The organism is Azonexus sp. GW821-FHT04F04, from assembly GCF_059420025.1.
In genome coordinates, this window is record NZ_JBWKSX010000001.1 from 872,348 (window position 1) to 892,589 (window position 20,242).

Annotated in this window: 22 protein-coding genes; 6 read left to right on the forward strand and 16 right to left on the reverse strand. The window is 61.4% G+C overall.

Annotated features, from left to right (window positions below):
• Nucleotides 1-5 precede the first annotated feature (5 nt).
• From pyrF to AC07TV_RS04265, 4 genes are read right to left on the reverse strand one after another with little or no spacing between them, the layout of a single operon-like run.
• Entirely contained in the window at nucleotides 6-818 is an 813-nt protein-coding gene (pyrF, locus tag AC07TV_RS04250) for an orotidine-5'-phosphate decarboxylase (RefSeq protein ID WP_494647158.1), read from the reverse strand.
• On the reverse strand, nucleotides 815-1,996 hold the full coding sequence (locus AC07TV_RS04255) for an Eco57I restriction-modification methylase domain-containing protein (RefSeq protein ID WP_494647159.1): 1,182 nt from the start codon (nucleotides 1,994-1,996) through the stop codon (nucleotides 815-817). Before AC07TV_RS04255 ends, pyrF begins: the two co-directional genes overlap by 4 nt.
• Before the next feature lie 3 nt (nucleotides 1,997-1,999).
• A complete protein-coding gene (locus AC07TV_RS04260) occupies nucleotides 2,000-2,215 on the reverse strand; it encodes a hypothetical protein (RefSeq protein ID WP_494647160.1) in 216 nt (71 codons plus the stop codon).
• Nucleotides 2,216-2,219: 4 nt separating this feature from the next.
• Nucleotides 2,220-4,025, reverse strand: a complete 1,806-nt coding sequence (locus tag AC07TV_RS04265; protein WP_494647161.1) for a glutamine--tRNA ligase/YqeY domain fusion protein — start codon at nucleotides 4,023-4,025, stop codon at nucleotides 2,220-2,222.
• 68 nt (nucleotides 4,026-4,093) lie between these two features.
• On the opposite strand from AC07TV_RS04265, the gene crcB reads away from it, so the two are divergent.
• Complete coding sequence (gene crcB / locus AC07TV_RS04270) at nucleotides 4,094-4,501, forward strand: fluoride efflux transporter CrcB (protein WP_494647162.1); 408 nt, start codon at nucleotides 4,094-4,096, stop codon at nucleotides 4,499-4,501.
• 81 nt (nucleotides 4,502-4,582) lie between these two features.
• Here the strand turns inward: crcB and AC07TV_RS04275 are convergent, their stop codons facing one another.
• Nucleotides 4,583-5,158, reverse strand: coding sequence for an FxDxF family PEP-CTERM protein (locus AC07TV_RS04275; RefSeq protein WP_494647163.1), 576 nt, complete (start codon nucleotides 5,156-5,158; stop codon nucleotides 4,583-4,585).
• 234 nt (nucleotides 5,159-5,392) lie between these two features.
• Nucleotides 5,393-6,295 carry a LysR family transcriptional regulator gene (locus tag AC07TV_RS04280; RefSeq protein ID WP_494647164.1) on the reverse strand — a complete coding sequence of 301 codons (903 nt, stop codon included), beginning with the start codon at nucleotides 6,293-6,295 and terminating at the stop codon, nucleotides 5,393-5,395.
• Nucleotides 6,296-6,415: 120 nt separating this feature from the next.
• Between AC07TV_RS04280 and AC07TV_RS04285 the strand changes: the two genes are divergently transcribed.
• Entirely contained in the window at nucleotides 6,416-6,709 is a 294-nt protein-coding gene (locus tag AC07TV_RS04285) for a hypothetical protein (protein ID WP_494647165.1), read from the forward strand.
• 53 nt (nucleotides 6,710-6,762) lie between these two features.
• Here the strand turns inward: AC07TV_RS04285 and AC07TV_RS04290 are convergent, their stop codons facing one another.
• The 4 genes from AC07TV_RS04290 to AC07TV_RS04305 form a co-directional block, all read right to left on the reverse strand.
• Nucleotides 6,763-7,599: an alpha/beta hydrolase gene (locus AC07TV_RS04290; RefSeq protein WP_494647166.1), complete on the reverse strand. Its 837-nt coding sequence runs from the start codon at nucleotides 7,597-7,599 to the stop codon at nucleotides 6,763-6,765.
• A gap of 43 nt (nucleotides 7,600-7,642) precedes the next feature.
• On the reverse strand, nucleotides 7,643-8,260 hold the full coding sequence (gene trhA / locus AC07TV_RS04295; RefSeq protein ID WP_494647167.1) for a PAQR family membrane homeostasis protein TrhA: 618 nt from the start codon (nucleotides 8,258-8,260) through the stop codon (nucleotides 7,643-7,645).
• A gap of 16 nt (nucleotides 8,261-8,276) precedes the next feature.
• On the reverse strand, nucleotides 8,277-8,729 hold the full coding sequence (locus AC07TV_RS04300) for a hypothetical protein (protein ID WP_494647168.1): 453 nt from the start codon (nucleotides 8,727-8,729) through the stop codon (nucleotides 8,277-8,279).
• A gap of 159 nt (nucleotides 8,730-8,888) precedes the next feature.
• On the reverse strand, nucleotides 8,889-9,884 hold the full coding sequence (locus AC07TV_RS04305) for a hypothetical protein (RefSeq protein WP_494647169.1): 996 nt from the start codon (nucleotides 9,882-9,884) through the stop codon (nucleotides 8,889-8,891).
• Between the two features lie 136 nt (nucleotides 9,885-10,020).
• Here AC07TV_RS04305 and AC07TV_RS04310 point away from each other — a divergent pair, with 136 nt between their 5' ends.
• The 4 genes from AC07TV_RS04310 to AC07TV_RS04325 all read left to right on the forward strand — a co-directional run bounded on the left by AC07TV_RS04310 (nucleotide 10,021) and on the right by AC07TV_RS04325 (nucleotide 15,947).
• The gene (locus AC07TV_RS04310; protein ID WP_494647170.1) at nucleotides 10,021-10,284 is read left to right on the forward strand and encodes a hypothetical protein; all 264 of its coding nucleotides are present in this window, start codon (nucleotides 10,021-10,023) and stop codon (nucleotides 10,282-10,284) included.
• A 218-nt stretch (nucleotides 10,285-10,502) separates the two neighbouring features.
• Nucleotides 10,503-14,459 carry an ATP-dependent RNA helicase HrpA gene (gene hrpA, locus AC07TV_RS04315; RefSeq protein ID WP_494647171.1) on the forward strand — a complete coding sequence of 1,319 codons (3,957 nt, stop codon included), beginning with the start codon at nucleotides 10,503-10,505 and terminating at the stop codon, nucleotides 14,457-14,459.
• The gene (locus AC07TV_RS04320; RefSeq protein ID WP_494647172.1) at nucleotides 14,452-15,186 is read left to right on the forward strand and encodes an EI24 domain-containing protein; all 735 of its coding nucleotides are present in this window, start codon (nucleotides 14,452-14,454) and stop codon (nucleotides 15,184-15,186) included. Before hrpA ends, AC07TV_RS04320 begins: the two co-directional genes overlap by 8 nt.
• The gene (locus AC07TV_RS04325) at nucleotides 15,183-15,947 is read left to right on the forward strand and encodes a competence/damage-inducible protein A (RefSeq protein ID WP_494647173.1); all 765 of its coding nucleotides are present in this window, start codon (nucleotides 15,183-15,185) and stop codon (nucleotides 15,945-15,947) included. Before AC07TV_RS04320 ends, AC07TV_RS04325 begins: the two co-directional genes overlap by 4 nt.
• 122 nt (nucleotides 15,948-16,069) lie before the next feature.
• On the opposite strand, the gene AC07TV_RS04330 is transcribed toward AC07TV_RS04325, so the two are convergent.
• The 6 genes from AC07TV_RS04330 to AC07TV_RS04355 all read right to left on the reverse strand — a co-directional run bounded on the left by AC07TV_RS04330 (nucleotide 16,070) and on the right by AC07TV_RS04355 (nucleotide 20,203).
• A complete protein-coding gene (locus tag AC07TV_RS04330) occupies nucleotides 16,070-16,636 on the reverse strand; it encodes a phasin family protein (RefSeq protein WP_226497284.1) in 567 nt (188 codons plus the stop codon).
• Between the two features lie 71 nt (nucleotides 16,637-16,707).
• Entirely contained in the window at nucleotides 16,708-17,268 is a 561-nt protein-coding gene (locus AC07TV_RS04335) for a phasin family protein (protein ID WP_494647174.1), read from the reverse strand.
• A 238-nt stretch (nucleotides 17,269-17,506) separates the two neighbouring features.
• A complete protein-coding gene (gene lptA / locus AC07TV_RS04340; RefSeq protein ID WP_494647175.1) occupies nucleotides 17,507-18,103 on the reverse strand; it encodes a lipopolysaccharide transport periplasmic protein LptA in 597 nt (198 codons plus the stop codon).
• Nucleotides 18,100-18,681 (reverse strand): LPS export ABC transporter periplasmic protein LptC, encoded by a 582-nt coding sequence (lptC, locus tag AC07TV_RS04345; protein WP_494647176.1) that lies wholly within the window; start codon nucleotides 18,679-18,681, stop codon nucleotides 18,100-18,102. The genes lptA and lptC overlap by 4 nt, the downstream gene beginning before the upstream one ends.
• Nucleotides 18,681-19,205, reverse strand: coding sequence for a KdsC family phosphatase (locus AC07TV_RS04350; RefSeq protein ID WP_494647177.1), 525 nt, complete (start codon nucleotides 19,203-19,205; stop codon nucleotides 18,681-18,683). The genes lptC and AC07TV_RS04350 overlap by 1 nt, the downstream gene beginning before the upstream one ends.
• On the reverse strand, nucleotides 19,205-20,203 hold the full coding sequence (locus AC07TV_RS04355) for a KpsF/GutQ family sugar-phosphate isomerase (protein WP_494647178.1): 999 nt from the start codon (nucleotides 20,201-20,203) through the stop codon (nucleotides 19,205-19,207). The genes AC07TV_RS04350 and AC07TV_RS04355 overlap by 1 nt, the downstream gene beginning before the upstream one ends.
• Nucleotides 20,204-20,242 lie beyond the last annotated feature (39 nt).

A 20,242-nucleotide genomic window follows, 5' to 3' on the forward strand; every position in this document is an offset into this window, starting at 1 on the left:
ATTCCTTAACGGTATTGATTGATGGCGTTGCGAGTTTCGAGCGCCACCTGGCGGGCGGTTGCGGCGAACTGTTCGTCCTTGCCGGCGTAGAGAATGGCGCGCGACGAATTGATCATCAAGCCGGTGCCATTGGCCGTGCGGCCAGCCTTGACGGTGGCTTCGATGTCGCCGCCCTGGGCGCCGATGCCGGGGACGAGCAGCGGCACGTCGCCGACGATGGCGCGGACGCGGGCGATTTCGGCCGGGAAGGTGGCGCCGACGACGAGGCTGACCTGGCCGGAGGTGTTCCACTCGTGCGAGGCCAGGCGGGCGACGCGTTCGTAGAGTTTTTCACCACCGACATCGAGAAATTGCAGGTCGGAACCGCCTGGGTTGGAGGTGCGGCAGAGCAGGATGACGCCCTTGTCCGGGTAGGCCAGGTAGGGATCGACCGAATCGCGGCCCATGTAGGGATTGACCGTGACGGCGTCGGCCTTGTAGCGCTCGAAGGCTTCGACGGCGTATTGCTCGGCGGTCGAGCCGATGTCGCCGCGCTTGGAGTCGAGAATGACCGGGATGCCGGGATGTTTCTCGTGGATGTGGGCGATCAGTGCTTCGAGCTGGTCTTCGGCCCGGCGGGCGGCGAAGTAGGCGATCTGCGGCTTGAAGGAGCAGATGAGGTCGGCCGTGGCGTCGACGATGGCGGCGCAGAATTCGAAGATGGCGTCGTCGCGCCCTTTGAGGTGGGCCGGGAACTTGGCCGGATCGGGGTCGAGGCCGACGCAGAGCAGCGAGTTGTTTTTTTGCCAGGCGGCGGCCAGTTGCTTGATGAAGGTCATGCGACGTCCTTGTGCTTATCAGACGGTAAATAACGGGAGAATTTTTCCGGTAGCAGGCAATTCTGCAGGCTGCGCTGGGTGAACAGGAAGCGGCCGTCGCAGACGAAGCCGAGTTGCTGCCAGTCGACTTCCTTGTTGAGCATCATCGTGCATTCGATCAGGTCGCGGCGGGCGATGCGCGTGTTCCTGGGGAACAGGGCGAGGATGGCGCCGTCGAAGCTGTGGCAGTCGTGCAGGAAGAAAGGTTCCGGCTTGCGCGTCCGGCCATTGACGTAGATGCGCGGCAGCTCGCTGACCGGGAAGGCGCGGCCCCATTGCCACCAGTTGCGCTCGTCGAAGGTTTTGACGCGGCGGGCGAGCAGTTCATCCTTGTGCTTGTCGAGATGCGGATGCTTGATGCCGTAGAGCATGCGGCGTGTTTCGCCGGTTTCCACGGTTTTCGAGAAGACGAATTCCATGTTGCCCTTGGTGTGCGTGTAGATGTGGTCCGCCCCGGAGACGGCGCCGACCTTGACCGAAAACACGTCGGCAAAACGCACGCTGTGGTCGTCGCGCAGGAACATGAGCTGGCCATCGGCCTCGACAAAGCGCCGGCCATCCGCCATGCGGCGATCCTTGCGGCCTTTTTCGAAGCGGAAGATGGCGCAATTGGGAGTGGCTGCGTCGAAAACGCGAACGTCGCCGGTTTCGTAGAAATGGGTGATGCTGCCCTGCTCGAACAGCCAGCGATTGAGCTTGCGGGCGGCAGTCAGCTTGATGAATTCGCGCGGCACGATAAAAACCAGCTCGCCGCCCGGCTTGAGGTGGCGGATGCACTTTTCGATGAAGAACAGGAACAGGTTGCTGCGCGCATCGAACAATTCCGATTTCAGGCGTTTTTTCGTGTTGACCGTGACATCCTGAAAACGGACATAGGGAGGGTTGCCGATGATGCTGTCGAACTGCTCGCTGAGCGGGTAGGCGAAAAAGTCACAGACCTGCGCGCCTTCGGGGGCGACGCGCGGGTCGACTTCGAGACCGACGCAATCGGACTGGCGGGCCTTCAATTCATTAAAGAAGGCGCCGTCACCGGCCGACGGTTCCAGCATCCGCCCGTTGTTCGTGCACAGGTCGAGCATGAAGGCCACCACATTGGGTGGCGTGAAAACCTGGCCGAGTTGTTCGACGTCACGGGGCATGGCTCAGTCCGGCTGACCGTCTTTGGCAGGCTGGTCGGGGGCGGCCTTCGGCTGGTCGGCACGCTCCTTTTTCTCCCAATAACGCGTGTTCTTGCTCTCGTCGGCGAAGCGGTAGCGCCCGTAAAGCTCGCAACCCTTCATGCCGGGATCGCACGACAGGTTATTGATCTTGAGGCAACGATCATTGACCTCGTGCGGGCACCCCCATCCGCCTGCCATGGCCTTAGCTCGCCTTGCCCCACGAATCCTTGAGCGTGACGGCCCGGTTGAAGACCGGGGCTCCCGGTTTCGAATCGACGCGGTCGGCGACGAAGTAGCCGTGGCGCTCGAACTGGAAGCGCTCCTCCGGCTTGGCCTCCTTCAGGCAGGCTTCGAGCTGGGCGGTGATCGTCTGGCAGGAGTCGGTGTTCAGGTCGTCGAGGAAATCCCGCTCGAGGTCTGGCGCATCGCCTTCGCGCCGGGCGCCGGGGGCGGCTACCTTGAACAGGCGCTCGTAGAGGCGGATTTCGGCGGCGTAGGACTGGGCGGCAGAGACCCAGTGCAGATTGCCCTTGACCTTGACGCTGTCGGCGCCCGGTGTGCCGGATTTGGTTTCGGGCAAATAATTGCAGTGGACCGCGATGATTTTCCCGTTTTCATCCTTGTCGCAGCCTGTGCATTCGACGACGTAGCCGTACTTGAGGCGCGCCATGTTGCCGGGGAACAGGCGGCGGAAGCCCTTGCTCGGGACTTCCATGAAATCCTCGCCCTCGATCCACAATTCGCGGCTGAAAGGCACGGTGCGCTGGCCGAGTTCCGGGTGCAACGGGTGATTCGGTGCGTGGCACTCCTCGACCTGCCCTGCCGGGTAGTTGTCAATGATCAGCTTGACCGGGTCGAGCACGGCAATGCGGCGCTGGTCGGACTCGTTCATGACTTCGCGCATGGCATCTTCGAACAGCACGTAGTCGATTAGCGAGTCGTTCTTGGTGACGCCAACGCGCTCCATGAACAGGCGGAAGCCCTCAGCCGAGTAGCCACGACGACGGGCGCCAACGAGGGTCGGCATGCGCGGATCGTCCCAGCCGCTGACGTGCTTTTCATCGACAAGCTGGATGAGCTTGCGTTTGCTCAAAACCACGTAAGTCAGGTTGAGGCGCGAGAACTCGATTTGCTGCGGTAGCGGACGCTGGAGCAGACCAGCTTCGGCCAGACGTTCGAGCAGCCAGTCGTAGAACGGGCGCTGGTCTTCGAATTCCAGCGTACAGATCGAATGGGTGATGTTTTCCAGCGCATCCTCGATCGGATGGGCGAAGGTGTACATCGGATAGACGCAGTACTTGTCGCCGGTGTTGTGGTGCGTGGCGTGGCGGATGCGGTAGATGGCCGGGTCGCGCAGGTTGATGTTGGGTGCGGCCATGTCGATCTTGGCGCGCAGGATGTGGGCGCCATCGGCGAATTCGCCGGCCTGCATGCGCTTGAACAGGTCCATGTTCTCGGCGACGGAACGGTCGCGGAAAGGCGAGTTCTTGCCGGGCTGGGTCAGCGTGCCGCGGTTGGCGCGCATTTCGTCGGCACTCTGGCTATCGACATAGGCGTGGCCAGCGCTGATCAGCGCTTCGGCGCATTGCAGCATCCAGTCGAAGTAGTTGGAGGCGTAATAGAGATTGGTTTCGCCTTCCTTCTCCCACGAGCAGCCGAGCCATTTGACGGCATCGATGATGGAATCAACGTATTCCTGGTCTTCCTTCTCCGGGTTGGTATCGTCGAAACGCAGGTGGCAGCGGCCGCCGTATTGCTCGGCGAGGCCGAAATTGAGCAGGATGGATTTGGCGTGGCCAAAGTGCAGGTAGCCGTTCGGCTCAGGCGGGAAGCGGGTGCGCAGTTTGGCCGGATCGAGCGGTGCCGCAGCGTGATCGGCAGCCGTGCCGGGATGCCCGGCCCAGCGGCGTTGGGCATGTTTGCCCGCGGCTAGGTCGGCTTCGACGATGTTCTTGATGAAATTGGCGGTGGGGGCCGGGGTGCTGGCGGGCTGGTTGGGGCTGCTCACGGTAAAACCTCTGTTTTCAATCACGCCATTTTAACGGTAGGGGCCCATAAACCGCTAAAATTCACCGTATGTCTGCATTGCACAACCTTTCCGCGCTCAACTTTCTGGCTGTCGGCTGCGGTGCAGCCCTTGGCGCCTGGTCGCGCTGGTTTCTCGGTCTGGCGCTCAATCCGTTGTTCGTCGCCTTGCCGCTCGGCACTCTGGCGGCCAACATGATTGGCGGCTACCTGGTCGGGGTGGCGGTCGGCATCTTTCATCTCAATACCCATTTTCCGCTGGCCTGGAAGCTGTTTGCGATTACAGGCTTTCTCGGTGGCCTGACCACGTTTTCGACCTTCTCGGCCGAAGTAATCGAGCGCCTGCTGGCCGGTCAGCCAGCCTGGGCCATCGGCCTTGCCTCGGTGCATCTGGCCGGGTCGCTGACGGCAACCTACCTCGGTTTGCTGACGGTCGGTGCGACGCGTATCTGGTCCTGATGGTTACGGAGTGTTCGGTCAAAGCCGCACAAACAAAAGCCGGGATGTACCCGGCTTTTGTTTGTGCCAGACTTGGGCTGGTCAGCCAGCCTTGCGGCGTCGAGCAACCGTGCCGATGACGCCCAGGCCGGCCAGGAACATGGCATAGGACTCCGGTTCCGGAACGGGGGCTGCCGAGATGGAGAGAACGTAAGACCAGTTTTTGTCGCCGGCGCCGGAAAAGTCGTTATCCACATCTTCATTGTAGCCAGTGACGGCAACGTAGTAGGTTCCAGCGGAGACGCTACGTGTCAGAAGCGAGTCATAGTTAAGGTTGAAGCTGTCTATGTCGTCGTTCATGTCGATCAGCGTACCGCTGCTGCTGAACAGGCCGACCATGGGGTCGTTCCCGCCTGCGGGGCCCAATTTTGTGGCGACTGAAAAGGTGAGGCTCAGGGTGCTGGCAGTCGAGAACTTGTAGTAATCGACAGAGCTACCGCCTTCAAGGAGGTCGAAGCGGAGGCCAAAGACATTGGTTTCAGATCCGCTAACGAGCGAGCCGAGGTTTTGTGCTGTGTCGATCGTGTCGTTGGACTCTGCTTCGAAAGTGCCGCTGGCTTGAGCGCCTGCGCTGGCGGCAATCGCTGCAATGCAGATTGCTTTTTTGATGGAGTTCATTGGAATCCTTGGGAACAGTAGGGTGGCCTGAGCCAGAATGCATAGACATTGATGTTGGCATTTTTTCGCGTTTGGTTGTTCCGTGCAATAGTCCATTTGGATCGGAGAGGGGGAGTTGCCGGGAACGCAATGTGCTGGCTGCCTTTTTGAAGTTTGGGTGTTTTTTCCGGTTGACCGTGGAACCCGAAAAAGACCCCCAGTTGGCGCCTTGCGGCTGGATACGAGCCGGGATGCCTACGCCCGCCAGGGCGTGCGTCCGAATTCTTCAACGAGAAAGTCCACCATCGCCCGGACCTTGGGAGCGAGGTGGCGGCCGCTGGGGTAGGTGACGAAGAGCGGTACCGGTTCGACGTGGTGCCAGTCGGTGAGAATCGGAACGAGGGCGCCGCGGCGGATGGCCTGGCCGACGATGACATCGGTCAGGCGGGTGATGCCGACGCCGGCGACGGCCAGTTGCAGCACCGTTTCGGCATTGTTGGCGACGACGTTGCCGCCGATATGGACGACCCGGATGCCGTCATTTGTATCGAAGGGCCAGCGGCGCAAGGCGGGCAGGGTGGTGATCCACAGGCAGTTGTGCTGTTGCAGATCGTCCGGCGTGCGCGGCGTGCCGAAGCGTTCGAGGTAACTCGGGGCGGCGCAGATGACGCGTTCGAGGTTGCAGATGCGGCGCGCTACGCTGGAGGAGTCGTCGAGCGCGCCGATCCGGATGGTCAGGTCGAAATGGTCATCGGCCGGGGCGGGCGGGACATCGTTGATGGTGACTTCGAGTTCGATGTCGCCGTGCGTTTCGAGAAAGCGCGGGATCGCCGGTGTCAGCTGGTGCATGCCGAAGGCCGAGCCGCAATGCAGGCGCAACAGGCCGCGCGGATGGGTGCCGGCTTCGGCCACTTCGGCCTCGGCTTCGTCCATCGCTGTCAGGATCGGCCGGGCCCGGTTGAAGAATGCCTCGCCCTCGACAGTCAGCTGCAGACGGCGGGTGGTGCGGGTGAGCAGGCGGGCGCCGAGACGGTCTTCGAGGCGAGTGACCAGTTTGGACAACGCCGACGGGGTCAGGCCCATTTCCCGTGCCGCAGCGGTGAATCCGCCGGTTTCCACGGTGCGAACAAAAGCGGTCATCTCGGCGGCGCGATCCATGGTTTTATTATGGATGAAAATTCACAAATGTTTTGCCAATAAGCATCATTGTTATTCGAATTGACGGCAATTAGACTTCGATTTGTGCAATGTTGCATTGCAACAAATAAGGAGTGAATCATGACCCCCATCGATATCCCGACCATTGAACGTCAAGCGCGCGAGCTTCGTGCTGCAGAAATTCGTCGTCTGAACGGTCTGTTCGCCGAGCGTTTGGCGTTGCTGCTCAAGCTGGCGACAGGCAGTGCCCTGGCTGGGGCTCGCGCTCTCGGTGAAACGCTCCGCCCTTTGTTCGCCTGGAACCCGCAGACAAGCACGGCGCCCGTGGCTGTATCCATCGAGCCGGCCATGGCCCGGCTGAATAATGCGGTGCGCTCGCTGTTTTCGTGGAATCCGCAGGAACGCCGCTCCTGAATCAGGGCATTTGAGCCGAGCGCGGTCGTCGGTGTGCGACGACCGCCGCCAGGCTAGCGCAGCCGTTCGGCCAGCTGTGGCGATAGCCGGCCAACAAAACGTTCGACGGCGGCGGTGTAATCCGTTGCTTCGCCGAGTTCGCTATTGATTTCACCATGCGTTTTGTCGAGCGCCAGGACTTCGGCCTGAGTTCCCACTTGCTGCGCTTGGGCGACGAAAGCGCGCGCCTGCGGACAGGCGTCATCGCGGCGGCTGGAGCAGACGGCCAGCATCGGTGACGTCGCCTGCTGCAGATGATGAATCGGAGAAGCGGCTCTCCAGTCGGCCGGGTTGTTGCCGAAAGCCCGGTCGTACAAGCGGAAGTGCTTGGCATTCATGATCGCCGGCACATCGAGCGCTCCACTGTCGAGCAGAATGAAGCCGCGCGGTGTCTGGGCACCAGCCTCGGCCAGCAGTTCCGGCCGGGCACCGAGCAGGGCGATCAGGTGGGCGCCGGCCGAATGGCCCATCAGGATGATGTTGCTGCGGTCGACGCCCAGTTTTTGCGAATTTCGCTGGACATCGGCCAGCGCCCGCGCCACGTCGCGGGCCTGTTCCAGCGGCGGCGCCTTGGGCTGCATGCGGTAATTGATCGAAACGAAGGCGATGCCGCGCGGCAGCCAGCGGTCGACCTTGTTGTTGACGACGCGACTCATGTCCTTGTCGCCGTACCGCCAGCCGCCGCCATGGACCATCAGGATGACTGGCGCGTTGTCGCTGGTTGTCGGCCGGTAGAGGTCGTAGCGTTGGTCCGGATCGGTGCCGTAGGCGATATCGCCCAGCGTCGGGTTGCCTGCCGCATGGGCAACGGTGGCGCAGATGGCAAGGAGCGAGGCAGAGAGCTGGCGCATGGTGAATTCCGTCGGTCAAAAGGCCAATGGCATTTTGACCGATTCAGACCACGTAGAACAGTATTGCGATGAAATGCATCAGGCTGCCGGCGATGACGAAGAGGTGCCAGATGCCATGCCAGTGGCGGAAGCGCTCGTCGAAGGCAAAGAAGATGATGCCGACGGTGTAGAACACGCCGCCGGCCGCCAGCCAGAGGAAGCCGGCCAGCCCGAGGCTGGCCAGCAGCGGCTTGATGGCGACCAGCACGATCCAGCCCATGACGCCGTAAATGATCAGCGACATGATGCGCGCTTCCGAGCGCGGCTTGATTTCCTGCAGCATGCCGACAACGGCCAGCGTCCACACGATGCCGAACAGCCACCAGCCCCATGGGCCGCGCAGGCTGATCAGGCAGAAAGGCGTGTAGCTGCCGGCAATCAGGAGATAGATCGACAGATGGTCGAGCTTGCGCAGGATGCGTTTGAACGGCCCGCGCACGCTGTGGTAGATGGTCGAGATGCTGTAGAGCATGACCAGCGTGACACCATAAACGACGACGCTGGCGGTCTTCACGGCATCGCCGCTGAGCGCGGCGGCGACGATCAACCAGATTGCCCCGGTCAGGGCGAGCAGGGCGCCGAGGAGGTGGGTCCAGGCGTTGAAGCGTTCTCCGTAATACATCGCCGGTTTGTTTGGCCTAGGGCTGAGGTGCCAGGGCGGCCTCGATGAGATAGGCCTCCAGTTGCTGGTCGTAGTCCTTGAAGTGGGCTAGCAGGGTGTCGTGGATATGGTCGATGCCCTCAATGGCCAGCACGCAGTTTCCATCTTCTGAAAAGACGACACGAATTGCCTTCAGTTGTTGGGCAATGTCCATGTGCGCCTGATTGTGGGCAAGGCGATGTGCCGATGGCACCCGATCTTCCATGAACATCAATTCGATCAGGTTGTGTTTGAGTGTGGTCTCGACGAAGGAACGGATCATTTGTTCGATGTTGCCGTGGCAGACACCTTTGCGGTTGGCGCCACAATCGTTGCAATTGTCGACTTTGCCGCGCTCGGTGCACTCGGATCGGATGCGATCGATCAGGTGCAGCATGTGCTCATGATCCCGGCGGATTCTGTCGACCGCTTCTTGACCCATCGTTGGCATGACTGTGTTTCCTTTCGAGAAAACATTGCAGCCCGGAATTGCGGCCAAATTGTTCTGATATTTGCCCGAATCTTCGGTTCGGGTACTGGACTTAGGTTGCTTCTTTCAAAAACAGTTCCGATTCAAGTATCGAACGCAGGCGAATTGGCGGTTGGATGCTCAGAAAAGCCGGCCGAGATGCCCGGCCAGACTGCGTTCGTTGACGAAAGTCAGGTCGTACATGGCGGAAAAGGCCTTGGCGTTTTCATCGCTCAGGCCGGTAATGCACATCACGAATTGCTTGGCTTCAAGGCCAAGGCGTTTGCGCAGCGCCAGATAGCGGTCGATGTTCTGGCGGAATTCGCCGCTCTTGCACTCGATGCAGATCGGCAGCTTGCCATCGATGAGCATGAAAACGTCGATCTCGTAAGGGTCGCCATTGCTGAGCAAGAGATTCAGCCCGCGCGCGCAGGAAAAACGGCGCTGGCGCTCCTTGGCGTAGCGCAGGGAAATCATCAGCGCATGCCATTCCAGCCATTCGCCATTGAAAAAATTGCGAATGGTCGGGGCCGTTTGCAGAATCAGCCGGACATTGTTTTCCGGCTTGTTGTGGAAGCATTTGGCGACGAAGGAAAAATCGTAAAGCTGCTGGCAGAAGGCCGAGATGGCCTTGGCATCAGCCGGCGACCTCTTTTCGAGGTGGATGGTCGTGCTCGCGTGCTCTTTTTGTTGCGACCAGCGGATGCGTTCGAGGACGTCCTTGAGGACATCGAAGTTGCTGCCGATGGCTTCGGCCACTTCGTCGAAAAAGCCGCTGGTATCGACGCCGCGCATATTGGCCTGGACCTTGATCTGCTTTTTCTGGAACCAATCGTAGATTGGACCGTGCTGCATTTCAGTGGCCAGAAAGTCGGTGTTGGCCAGGTCGATGTTGGGCTCCGCCGGGTTCGCCGGTTCTGCCTCTGCGACAACGGCCTTGGCCGGTTCGGCCGGCACCTTCAGGCGAATGATCTCGCGCTGGGCATCGAAATATTTATCAAGCAGTTTTTCGATGAAAAACAGGGTCGAATAGACCGGAGCCGGGGTGCCGCATTTGGGGCAGGCAATGCTCTGCCCGGCGAGATTGTCCGGCTGCTCGGCGAGCAGGGTGCATTTGTTGCAGCGGATGATGGCCATGGTGTTGTCGAAAGAGGATATGCGGAAAGTATAAACCGGGTGGCGGCAGGGCGGTGTCGCCGGGAGTGAAACGAAACTGAAACATTGGCGTAAGACAATGTCCCCGTTACCGCCTAACCACCTTCAGGAGATTTTCATGCGTTCCCTGCTTATTGCTGCTGCTGTTGCCCTTACCCTGACCGCTTGCGCCACCCAGTCTCCCCCGCCGGCTCCCGCTCCCGCCCCGGCCGCTGCTGCTGCCGCCCCGGCACCGGCGCCGAAGGCCGCCCCGCAGTGCTACAACGGTGATTCGGGCAAATTTGAAGCCATCGGTACCGTGACCACGATTTCCGGCGTCAAGGTCGTCTGCGAAAAGACCAGTGACGGCAAGAGCGCCCAGTGGATGGGTGTCAAGAAGTAATCGCCCTACTGTTACGCCAGACGCCGCTCTTCGGGGCGGCGTTTTGCTTTTTGGGGCGTGCTCCGGGTATTTCAAATTTGGGCAAAATTTCCGGTTGACCGTGGCAAACCAGATTGCCTGACGGTGATGCGGGAAGCGGCATCCGGCAATTTTCGTCCAGTCGGTGAGGCGTCGCATTGGCGCGGTAAAATCAGTGCCCCGCTTTGCTGTTCCGATGAATGAAACAAGAGAAAACCGCCCGCCCTGCCGAACCCGCCGAAAACCTTTGCCTGAGCAGCGATCAGAAGCGCCTGCGCGGCATGCAGCGGGAATTGCTGCGGTCAACCGGAAATAAACGCGAAAAACTGCAAGCCGATCTGGCCGCACTGCTAGAGCGTTCGCGCGCGGCAGTGGCCGAGCGCCGGGCCCGCTTGCCGAAGCCGGAGTTTCAGAGCGACCTGCCGGTAAATGAGCGGCGAGGCGATATCGCCGAGTTGATCGCAAAAAATCAGGTCGTCATCGTCTGCGGCGAAACTGGTTCGGGCAAGACGACGCAGTTGCCGAAGATTTGTCTCGATCTCGGGCTCGGCGCCCGTGGCCTGATTGGCCACACCCAGCCGCGGAGGCTGGCCGCCCGTTCGGTGGCGACGCGGCTGGCACAGGAGTTGAAGACCCAGGTCGGGGCCGGCGTCGGCGTCAAGATTCGCTTTCAGGATCGCTCCAGCCCCGAGAGCTGGGTCAAGCTCATGACCGACGGCATCCTGCTCGCCGAGTCGCAGTCCGACCCCTACCTCAACGCCTACGAGGCGATCATTATCGACGAGGCGCACGAGCGCAGCCTCAACATCGATTTCCTGCTCGGCTACCTCAAGCAGTTGCTGGTCAAGCGGCCGGACCTCAAAGTCATCATCACCTCGGCGACCATCGATGCCGAGCGCTTCTCGCAGCATTTCAGCCTGCATGGCAAACCCGCGCCGGTGATCGAGGTTTCCGGCCGGCTCTACCCGGTCGAGGTGCGTTACCGGCCGGTCGAGGATCTGGAAAAGAAGGACGACGAGCGCGATCTCTACGACGCCATCGTCGATGCCGCCGACGAAGTGGCGCGGCTGGGCAGCGGCGACATCCTCGTCTTCCTGCCCGGCGAGCGGGAAATCCGCGAAGCGGCCGAAGCCCTGCGCAAGCACGCGTTGGCCCGGCCGGGTTTGTCGAGCGCCCACGCCCCGGAAATCCTGCCACTCTTCTCGCGCCTGTCGGCTGGCGACCAGGACCGCATCTTCAAGCCTTCGGGCGGCCAGCGGCGCATCGTGCTGGCGACCAACGTGGCCGAAACCTCGCTAACCGTGCCGGGCATCCGCTACGTCATCGATACCGGGCTGGCACGCGTCAAACGCTATTCCTACCGCAACAAGGTCGAGCAGTTGCAGATCGAAAAGGTCTCGCAGGCCGCGGCGCGCCAGCGGGCCGGACGTTGCGGCCGGGTGGCGGCGGGTGTTTGCATCCGCTTGTACGACGAACTCGATTTCAACGCGCGGCCGCCATTTACCGATCCGGAAATCCTGCGTTCCAGCCTGGCCGGCGTCATTCTGCGCATGAAGTCGCTGCGCCTGACCGACGTCGAGAGCTTCCCTTTCATCGAACCGCCGCCAGCCAAGGCCATCGCCGACGGCTACGCGCTGCTGCAGGAACTCGGCGCGCTCGACGACGACAATGTGCTGACGCCAATCGGGGCGTCGCTGGCCAAACTGCCGCTCGACCCGCGCATCGGCCGCATGCTGGTTGCCGCACGCGATCTCGGTTGCCTGAAGGAAGTCATGGTCATCGCCGCCGGCCTGTCGGCACAGGACCCGCGCGAACGGCCGCAGGATAGGCAGCAGGCCGCCGACGAAAAACACAAGCTGTTCGCCGACGAAAAGTCCGAATTCCTCAGCTGGTGGAAGCTCTGGAACTGGTTCCAGAACGCCGTCGAACACAAGAAATCGAACAAGCAGTTGATCGACAACTGCCACGCCCATTTCCTCTCCTACCTGCGCATGCGCGAGTGGCGCGAGGTGCACGGCCAGTTGCACGCCATGGTGACGGAACTGGGCTGGAAGGAAAGCGAGTTGCCCGGCACCTACGATGCCATCCACCAGGCGCTGCTCTCTGGCCTGCTCGGCAATCTCGGCTGCAAGGCCGATGAGTCCGGCTTCTACCTCGGTGCCCGTGGCATCCGTTACCTGATCCACCCGTCGTCGCCGCTGCAGAAAAAGGCCGGCAAGTGGATCATGGCCGCCGAGATCACCGAAACGACGCGCCTCTTCGGCCGCTGCGTCGCCCGCATCGAACCGGACTGGCTGGAGAAAGTGGGCGCTCACCTGATCAAGCGCCAGTACTTCGACGCCCACTGGGAAAAGAAGTCGATGCAGGTTTCGGGCTGGGAGCGGACGACGCTTTACGGCGTGGTCATCAACCCCAAACGGCGCATCCATTACGGCCCGATGGTGCCGGCCGAATCGCGCGAAATTTTCATCCGCCAAGGCCTGGTCAGCGAGGAAATCGACGAGGCGTTTGCCAAGCGCTGGCCCTTCTTCCTGCACAACCAGAAGCTGATCCGCGAGATCGAACACCTCGAACACAAGCAGCGCCGGCAGGACGTGCTGGTCGATGACGAGCTGATTTTCGCCTTCTACGACTCGATCATCCCCGAGGGCATCCACAACGGCGCGACCTTCGATCACTGGCGCAAGGAAGCCGAGCGCGAGACCCCGAAGCTGCTCTACTTGTCGAAAGACGACCTCATGCGTCACTCGGCGGCCGGTGTGACGACCGAGGCTTTCCCGCATCACCTCAAGGTCGGCGGCGTCGATTACACGCTGAGCTACCACTTCGAGCCAGGTTCGCCGCGCGACGGTGTGACGCTGACCTTGCCGCTGGCGCAACTGAACCAGATTCCCGTGTTGCGCATGGAATGGCTGGTGCCCGGGCTGCTCAAGGAAAAGCTCGTCCAGCTCATCAAGACGCTGCCACAGAAGATCCGGGCGAAAGTGGTGCCGGTGCCCGAATTTGTCGAAGAGTTCATCGCGGCCATGGCTGGCAATGAAAAGAAGATGAACCAGGGCCTGATTACGCCGCTCATCGACTACATCCTCGAAGCGCGCGGCCTCAATGCGCGCGGCTGGGCCGTGACGCCCGACTCCTTCCGTCCCGATGCGCTGCCCGCCCACTTCTCGATGAACTACAAGCTGATCGACGAGCATGGCCGGCAGCTTGACATGAACCGCAGCCTGGTCGCCCTGCGCGCCGAATGGGGCAAGCAGGCCAAGGACGAGTTCGCCGAATTGCACGAAACGCCGTCCGAGTTCACCAAGCTGACCGACTGGACTTTCGGCGAGTTGCCCGAGCTCATGGAAGTGCCGGTCGCCGGCCAGACCGTGCTCGGCTACCCGGGCCTGACCGACGACGGCGAGAGCGTCAGCCTCAAGGTCTTCGATTCTGCTGAAGAAGCCGCCGCCGCCCATCGCGCCGGCCTGCTCCGCCTGTTCATGCTGCAATTCCGCGATCAGGTGAAGTATTTCGACAAGAACATTCCCGGCCTGAGCCAGATGGCCATGCAGTACATGGCGCTGGGCAGCGCCGACGACCTCAAGAACCAGATCGTCGCCCTGACTTTTGAGCGCGCCTGCCTGACCGAGCCGCTGCCGACGACGCCGACCGCCTTCAAGAGCCGGTGCGGCGACAGCAAGGCGCGGCTCGGGCTGATCATGCAGGAAGTCTGCCGGCTGGTCGGCACGGTACTCACTGAATGGCAGGCCGTGATCAAGAAACTGCCGGCCTTCAAGGCCCACGCCGCGGCGGTGGCCGACATCGAGGCGCAACTGAAGCGACTGATGGGCAAAAACTTCCTGATCGACACGCCCTTCGAGCGCCTGCAGCACTACCCGCGTTATTTCAAGGCTGTCGTGGTGCGCCTCGACAAGCTCAAGGCCAACCCGGGGCGCGACGCACAACTGATGGTTGAATACGCGCCGCTGTGGACCAACTACGAACGCCGTGCCATCCAGCTCGCCAAGCTCGGTACGCTCGACCCGCAGGTCGAACAATTCCGCTGGCTGCTCGAGGAATTGCGCGTCGGCCTCTACGCGCAGGAGCTGCGGACGCCGGTGCCGGTGTCGAGCAAGCGCCTGCAAAAACAATGGGAAGGAATCAAGAATGGGTGACGTCATGCTCGCGTTGGCGCGAACCTTCGCCAATCTCAAAAGCGGCAAGGTCTGGCTCTATGTCCTGACCCCGGCGCTGTTCTCGCTGTTGCTGACCATTGCCCTCGCCGTTTGGGGGCTGGGCTGGATGGTGCAGCAGATGATGGACTACCCGCCGATGACTTTGCTCGTCGGCTGGGGCCTGGTCTGGGTGGCGCATATCCTGGCCTATCTCGGCGGCTGGATGGCGATCTTCGCCGTCGCCTACCTGACGGCCTCGCTGCTGGCGGCCATCGTCATCATGCCGCTAATGCTCAAGCACCTTTCCGAGACCGAGTACCGAGATGTCGCGGCGATGGGCAAAGACAGTTTTGTCGCTGCTGCGGTCAACAGCGTTCTGGCCTCGATTTTGTTCATTGTCGGCTGGCTGATCACCATTCCGCTCTGGCTGATTCCCGGCTTTTCGCTGCTTGTTCCGTTGCTGCTCATGGGCTGGCTGAATCGCCGGACGTTTGCCTACGATGCGCTGTCCATGCACGCCACGACAAGTGAGTGGCAGGCAGTCCGCAGCGGCCAGAAAACGCCGCTGTTCATGCTCGGCCTGACCATGGCGCTGCTCGCCCACATTCCGCTCGTCGGCCTGCTGGTGCCGGCGCTGGCCGCGCTGTCATTTGTTCATTACGGGCTGGAAGCGCTGCGCCGCTCGCGCGGCGGGGCGATTGTCACCATCGAAGGAGAACGTGTATGAGCCGCACCTTTGGCGCCGTCATCATTGGCGACGAAATCCTGTCGGGAAAACGGCAGGACAAGCATTTCGCCAAAATCGCCGAACTGCTCGGTGCGCGTGGCCTGCGCCTGAGCTGGGTCGAATACCTCGGTGACGACTGGGAACGTCTCGCCGCCACCTTCAAGCGCACGATGGCCGCCGGCGACGCGGTGTTTTCCTGCGGCGGCATCGGCAATACGCCCGACGACCACACGCGGCAAGCGGTAGCGGCGGCGCTCGGCGTCGGGCTGGAACTGCATCCCGAGGGCTTTGAGGAGTTGAAAGTCCGTTTCGCCGGCGAAGAAATCACCGACCAGCGCAAGCTGCTTGTCACCTTCCCGGCCGGCGTGCAGATCATCCCCAACCCATTCAACCGCATCCCTGGCTTCATGACCAACGATCACTATTTCGTGCCGGGCTTTCCGCAGATGGCGCACCCGATGATCGAGTGGGCGCTCGATACGTTCCATCGGGATCAGTTCAAGGCAGTCGAGGGCATGGTCGAAAAGGCTTTCCTGCTGACCGGCCCGACGGCCTACGAAAGCGCGCTACTCGATCTCATGGAGCGCATCGTCAAGGATTACCCGACGCTCCGCCTGTTCTCGCTACCCTCTCTGGTCGGCAAGGAGCGCAGGCATCTGGAACTGGGCGTCGAAGGTTCGCCGGAACTGGTCGACAAGGCGATGGAAGAAATCCGTGTCGAAGTCGAAAGCCGGGGAATCAACTGGGTCTGGCGGCCCTGATTGGTTTTTCCCGGTTGCCACGGTCAACCGGGAAAAACGGCCAAAATTGAAATCCCGCGAACGACAGGCGTAAAAAAGCCCGCGAATTTCGCGGGCTTTTTCGTCAGCGCAGGGCGCCGGAATTACTTGGCAGCAGACTTGCGAGCAGCAGCAGTCGCGCTGGTCTTGGCCGGAGCAGCAGCCTTGCCGGCGGCAGCCATGTTGGCTTCGGCGATGTCGGACAGTTGCTTGGCCATGCCGGTCATATTGTCGAAAGCCTTGGTCGAGGCATTCAGCATCGACTGCATGGTGGCGGCGAACACGTCACCACCGACCGGTGCGGAGGTCTTGGCCTTTTCGACGGCGCTGTTGATGTTCTTGGTGAAGCTGCCGTACTGGGATTCCATGACCGAAGTGACTTCCTTCTGCATTTCGGCGACCAGTTCGTAGACGCTACGCGAGTAGTCCATCCACTTGGCGGCGTTCGGCTGGGCCAGTTCGGTGTTGAGCTTGGCGACAGCGTTGGCATCCTTGGCGCTCAGCAGTTGCTGGGTACCGGCCATGGTGTTGTTGAAGAACTCGCGGGAAGCGGCCATGTTCAGGGCGGTCAGACGCTCGACACCGTCAAAGGCGGTGCGCAGCAGGGTCGTCATGACTTCGGCGTTGGCTTTTTGGGCGGCGGTCAGTTGTTCGAAATTCGGGTTGCTCATTGTCATCTCCAGTTTGGTTGTGTGCTGCGGACGAAACGAAAACCCCCGCCGAAGCAGGGGTGACAGGCAGATTACTTCTTGGCCTTGGAAGAGGCAGCGCCGACAGCCTTGACAGTGGCGTTGGTGGCGGCAGCGACGTTGGCTTCGGTGATCTCGGCAACCTGCTTGGCAGCCTTGTTCATGTTGTCGAAAGCGGAGGTAGCGGCAGCGATGGCCGACTTGACGGCAGCAACGGCAACGTCAGAACCAGCCGGGGCAGACTTGGCAGCCTTGTCGAGCAGGCCGGCAACGGTCTTCTGGAAGTCACCGAACTGGCCTTCGACCATCTTGGAAAGTTCTTCCTGGGTCTGGGCCGAAATTTCATACACGGAACGGGAGTAGGCAACAGCCTTCTCGACATTCGGCTGGGCCAGCGAAGCCTGGATCGACAGGGCTTCCTGGACGTCCTTGGCACCCATCAGGGCCTTGGCGCCGGAAACGGAATCTTCAACCAGCGAACGGGCGGTGTTCAGGTTCAGGGCAGCGATGCGCTCGGCAGAGGCCAGAGCGGTGTTGGCCAGCGACAGCAGGGAATCAACGGTTGCCTTGTTGGCAGAAGCAAATTGCTCAGGGGTGGTGAAGTTGAAAGTCATGGGGTATCTCCAGAATTAAAAGGTTATGCAGAACAGTCTTAAACCGTTGCAGCGCGATCCCATGAAGCGATGTTGCACTGCACCATGACCTTTATTATAGGTATGATTGTTGTATTGTCAACATTAATTTTGTGCACCGCACAAAAGCAAATAAGCCCATGAAAATCATGGGCTTGGTTGCTGTCTCCAACTCAGTAAACGCAGGGGTTTACGCTGGTACCTGTCCGCCGATGCACTGCTATTGTGCGTTTTGCGACCCGAGGTTGCCGGCGCCCTTGAGTTCCAGGCTTTCCCCACGGGCCGCCGGTTTGGCGTCGCTGTCCTTGCCCTTCGGCTGGATGACGACGCGAACACGTCCGGGTGGGGCCTTCGGGTCGCGGGTTTCGCCGGCGGTTACCAGATATTTTTCGCTGACCGCGTCGTACCAGATGTAGTCGCCACGTACCTGGTCCTCGCCACTCTTGACCCAGGCGCGGTGGAACAGCTCGACGACTTCGCTGTTGGTGTTGTACTCGATGCGCTCGCCCTCGCCTTCGACGTATTCCTCCTTGCCGTCGCGCTTCTGGCGGAAGCGGGCGAGCCCGTTCTTGCCGCCGAAAGCGGTGCCCTTCTGGAAGCCGTACTGGTCTTCCTTGATCACTACGCGGTCGGCTTTCAGCGTCATCGTGCCCTTGGTGATCAGGACATCACCTTCGAGAATCTGGATCTTTTTCGCATCGTCGATCGAGACGCGGTTGGCCTCAAGCAGCATCGGCTTGTTGCGGTCAGCCCGTTCGGCAAGGGCCGGCAGGCTGAGCAGAAGGCAGAGGGTGAGCGTGGCAAGTCGAATGGTCATGGCGCGGCCCCGGGTCGGATGTATAGCCCGCGAACCTGTGATTGCAGGACGAGGGTTGAGGTGTTGTTGTCAATATGGATGCCGACGCCCTTGACCCAGGATTGCCCCTGGGTTATTTCCACCGGGCTGCCGGTAAAGGCGATGCCGGCGTCGGGCTGGGCAGTCAGGTCGGGCATGCGGGCAACCATTTCCAGGCGGCCCGGCGTCGCGGCACGGGTGACGCTGACATTGTTCCAGAGAAAGATGGTTTCGCCCTTGGCGGTGACTTTGGCGTGATCGCCGGTGACCGTGACAGCTGCGCCTTCCGGACGATAGCTGATCAGCGTCGGCGACTTCAGTTCGGAGGTGTCGTCGTCCGGGTAATGCACGAGATACGGCGCCGTGAGACGGTATTTTATCTGGCCGCTCTGGTCGAAACGACGGACGGTGAAGTTCTCGGCCATGGCGTCCGGATCATGGCGGAATTTGCCGTCATTGTTCGTTTCGCCACGGTCAACGGTACTTTGCAGCCAAAAACTGAGCCCGGCCAGAATGAGCAGAACGATGACCGGAAAGAGTTGGCTGGGCCAGTGCTTCATTATGCGTTGAGGTAGGGGGCGAAGGCCGCGTCGAGCTTGCCCTGGGCGGCGAGAAGGAATTCGATGGCCTCACGGACGGCGCCTTTGCCGCCGCTCGCTTCGGTCACCATGTGGGCCCGTTCCTTGACGACGGGGCGGGCATTGGCCGGGGCGATGGCCAGGCCGCAGCGGGTCATCGCCGGCAGGTCGATCAGGTCATCGCCCATGAAGGCGAGTTCCGACCATTGCAGCCCCAGTTGTTCGAGCAATTGGCCGGAAACGGCACCCTTGTCGCCGACGCCATGGAAGACATGCTCGACGCCGAGGTCCTTGGCGCGGCAGTTGACGACGTTCGATGTCCGCCCGGTGATGATCGCCACCTTGATGCCGGCGCGGCGCAGCAGCACGACGCCAAGGCCATCCTGGACGTTGAAGGTCTTCAGTTCATGGCCGTCATCGGTGTAATGCAGGCCGCCGTCCGTCATCACGCCGTCGATGTCGAAGGCGACGAGCTTGATGTTGGCGGCGCGGGTGTTGATGTCCATCAGATGACCTTGGCGGTGAAGAGATCGTGCATGTTCAGTGCACCGATCAGGTGATTGTCGGCATCGACGACGAGCAGGGCATTGATGCGCAGGCGCTCCATCATTTCGACTGCCTCGACGGCAAGGCGGTCAGGACCGATGGTGCGCGGTGCCGCGTACATGACCGACGCGATGTCGCCTTGCTGCAGGTCGACGCGTTTTTCAAAAGAACGACGCAGGTCGCCGTCGGTGAAGATGCCGAGCACGACGTTGGCGGGATCGATGATTGCCACCAGCCCCAAGCCGCCCCGCGACATGGCGATGATGGCATCGGTGATCGGTGTGTTGGGCGCGACAGCCGGTACCCGGTCATCGGCGCGCATGACGTCGCGGACGTGGGTGAGCAGGCGACGACCGAGCGAGCCGCCGGGGTGCGAGCGGGCGAAATCGTCCGGCCCGAAGCCGCGGGCGTCGAGCAAGGCAACAGCCAGCGCATCGCCCAGCGCCAGGGCTGCCGTCGTGCTGGCCGTCGGGGCGAGGTTGTGCGGGCAGGCTTCCTGGGCAACGCCGGCGTCGAGGTGAATGTCTGCTTCGCGGGCCAGGGTTGAAGTCGGGGCGCCGGTCATCGAGATGATCTTGGCACCCTGCCGCTTGAGTGCGGGCAGGATGCTCAGAAGTTCACCGGACTCGCCGGAATTGGACAGGGCGAGCAGGACGTCGTCGCGGGTGATCATGCCGAGATCGCCGTGGCTGGCTTCGGCCGGATGAACGAAATAAGCGGGGGTGCCGGTGCTGGCCATGGTGGCGGCGATCTTGCGGGCGATGTGGCCTGATTTGCCCATGCCGCTGACGATCAGGCGGCCATGGCTGTTCAGGATCAGCTCGACGGCTCGGGCAAAGTCGCCGTTTATTCGGCTTTTCAGAGCGTCGACCGCAGCAGCCTCGATGCTCAGGGTCTGACGACCCAGTTCCAGAGCGCGTTCCGGGGAGAAGCGGGCGGTAGATTGGCTTGGGTTCATGGGCTTGCTGAGGTTATGATGGCCGAAGTATACCCGACT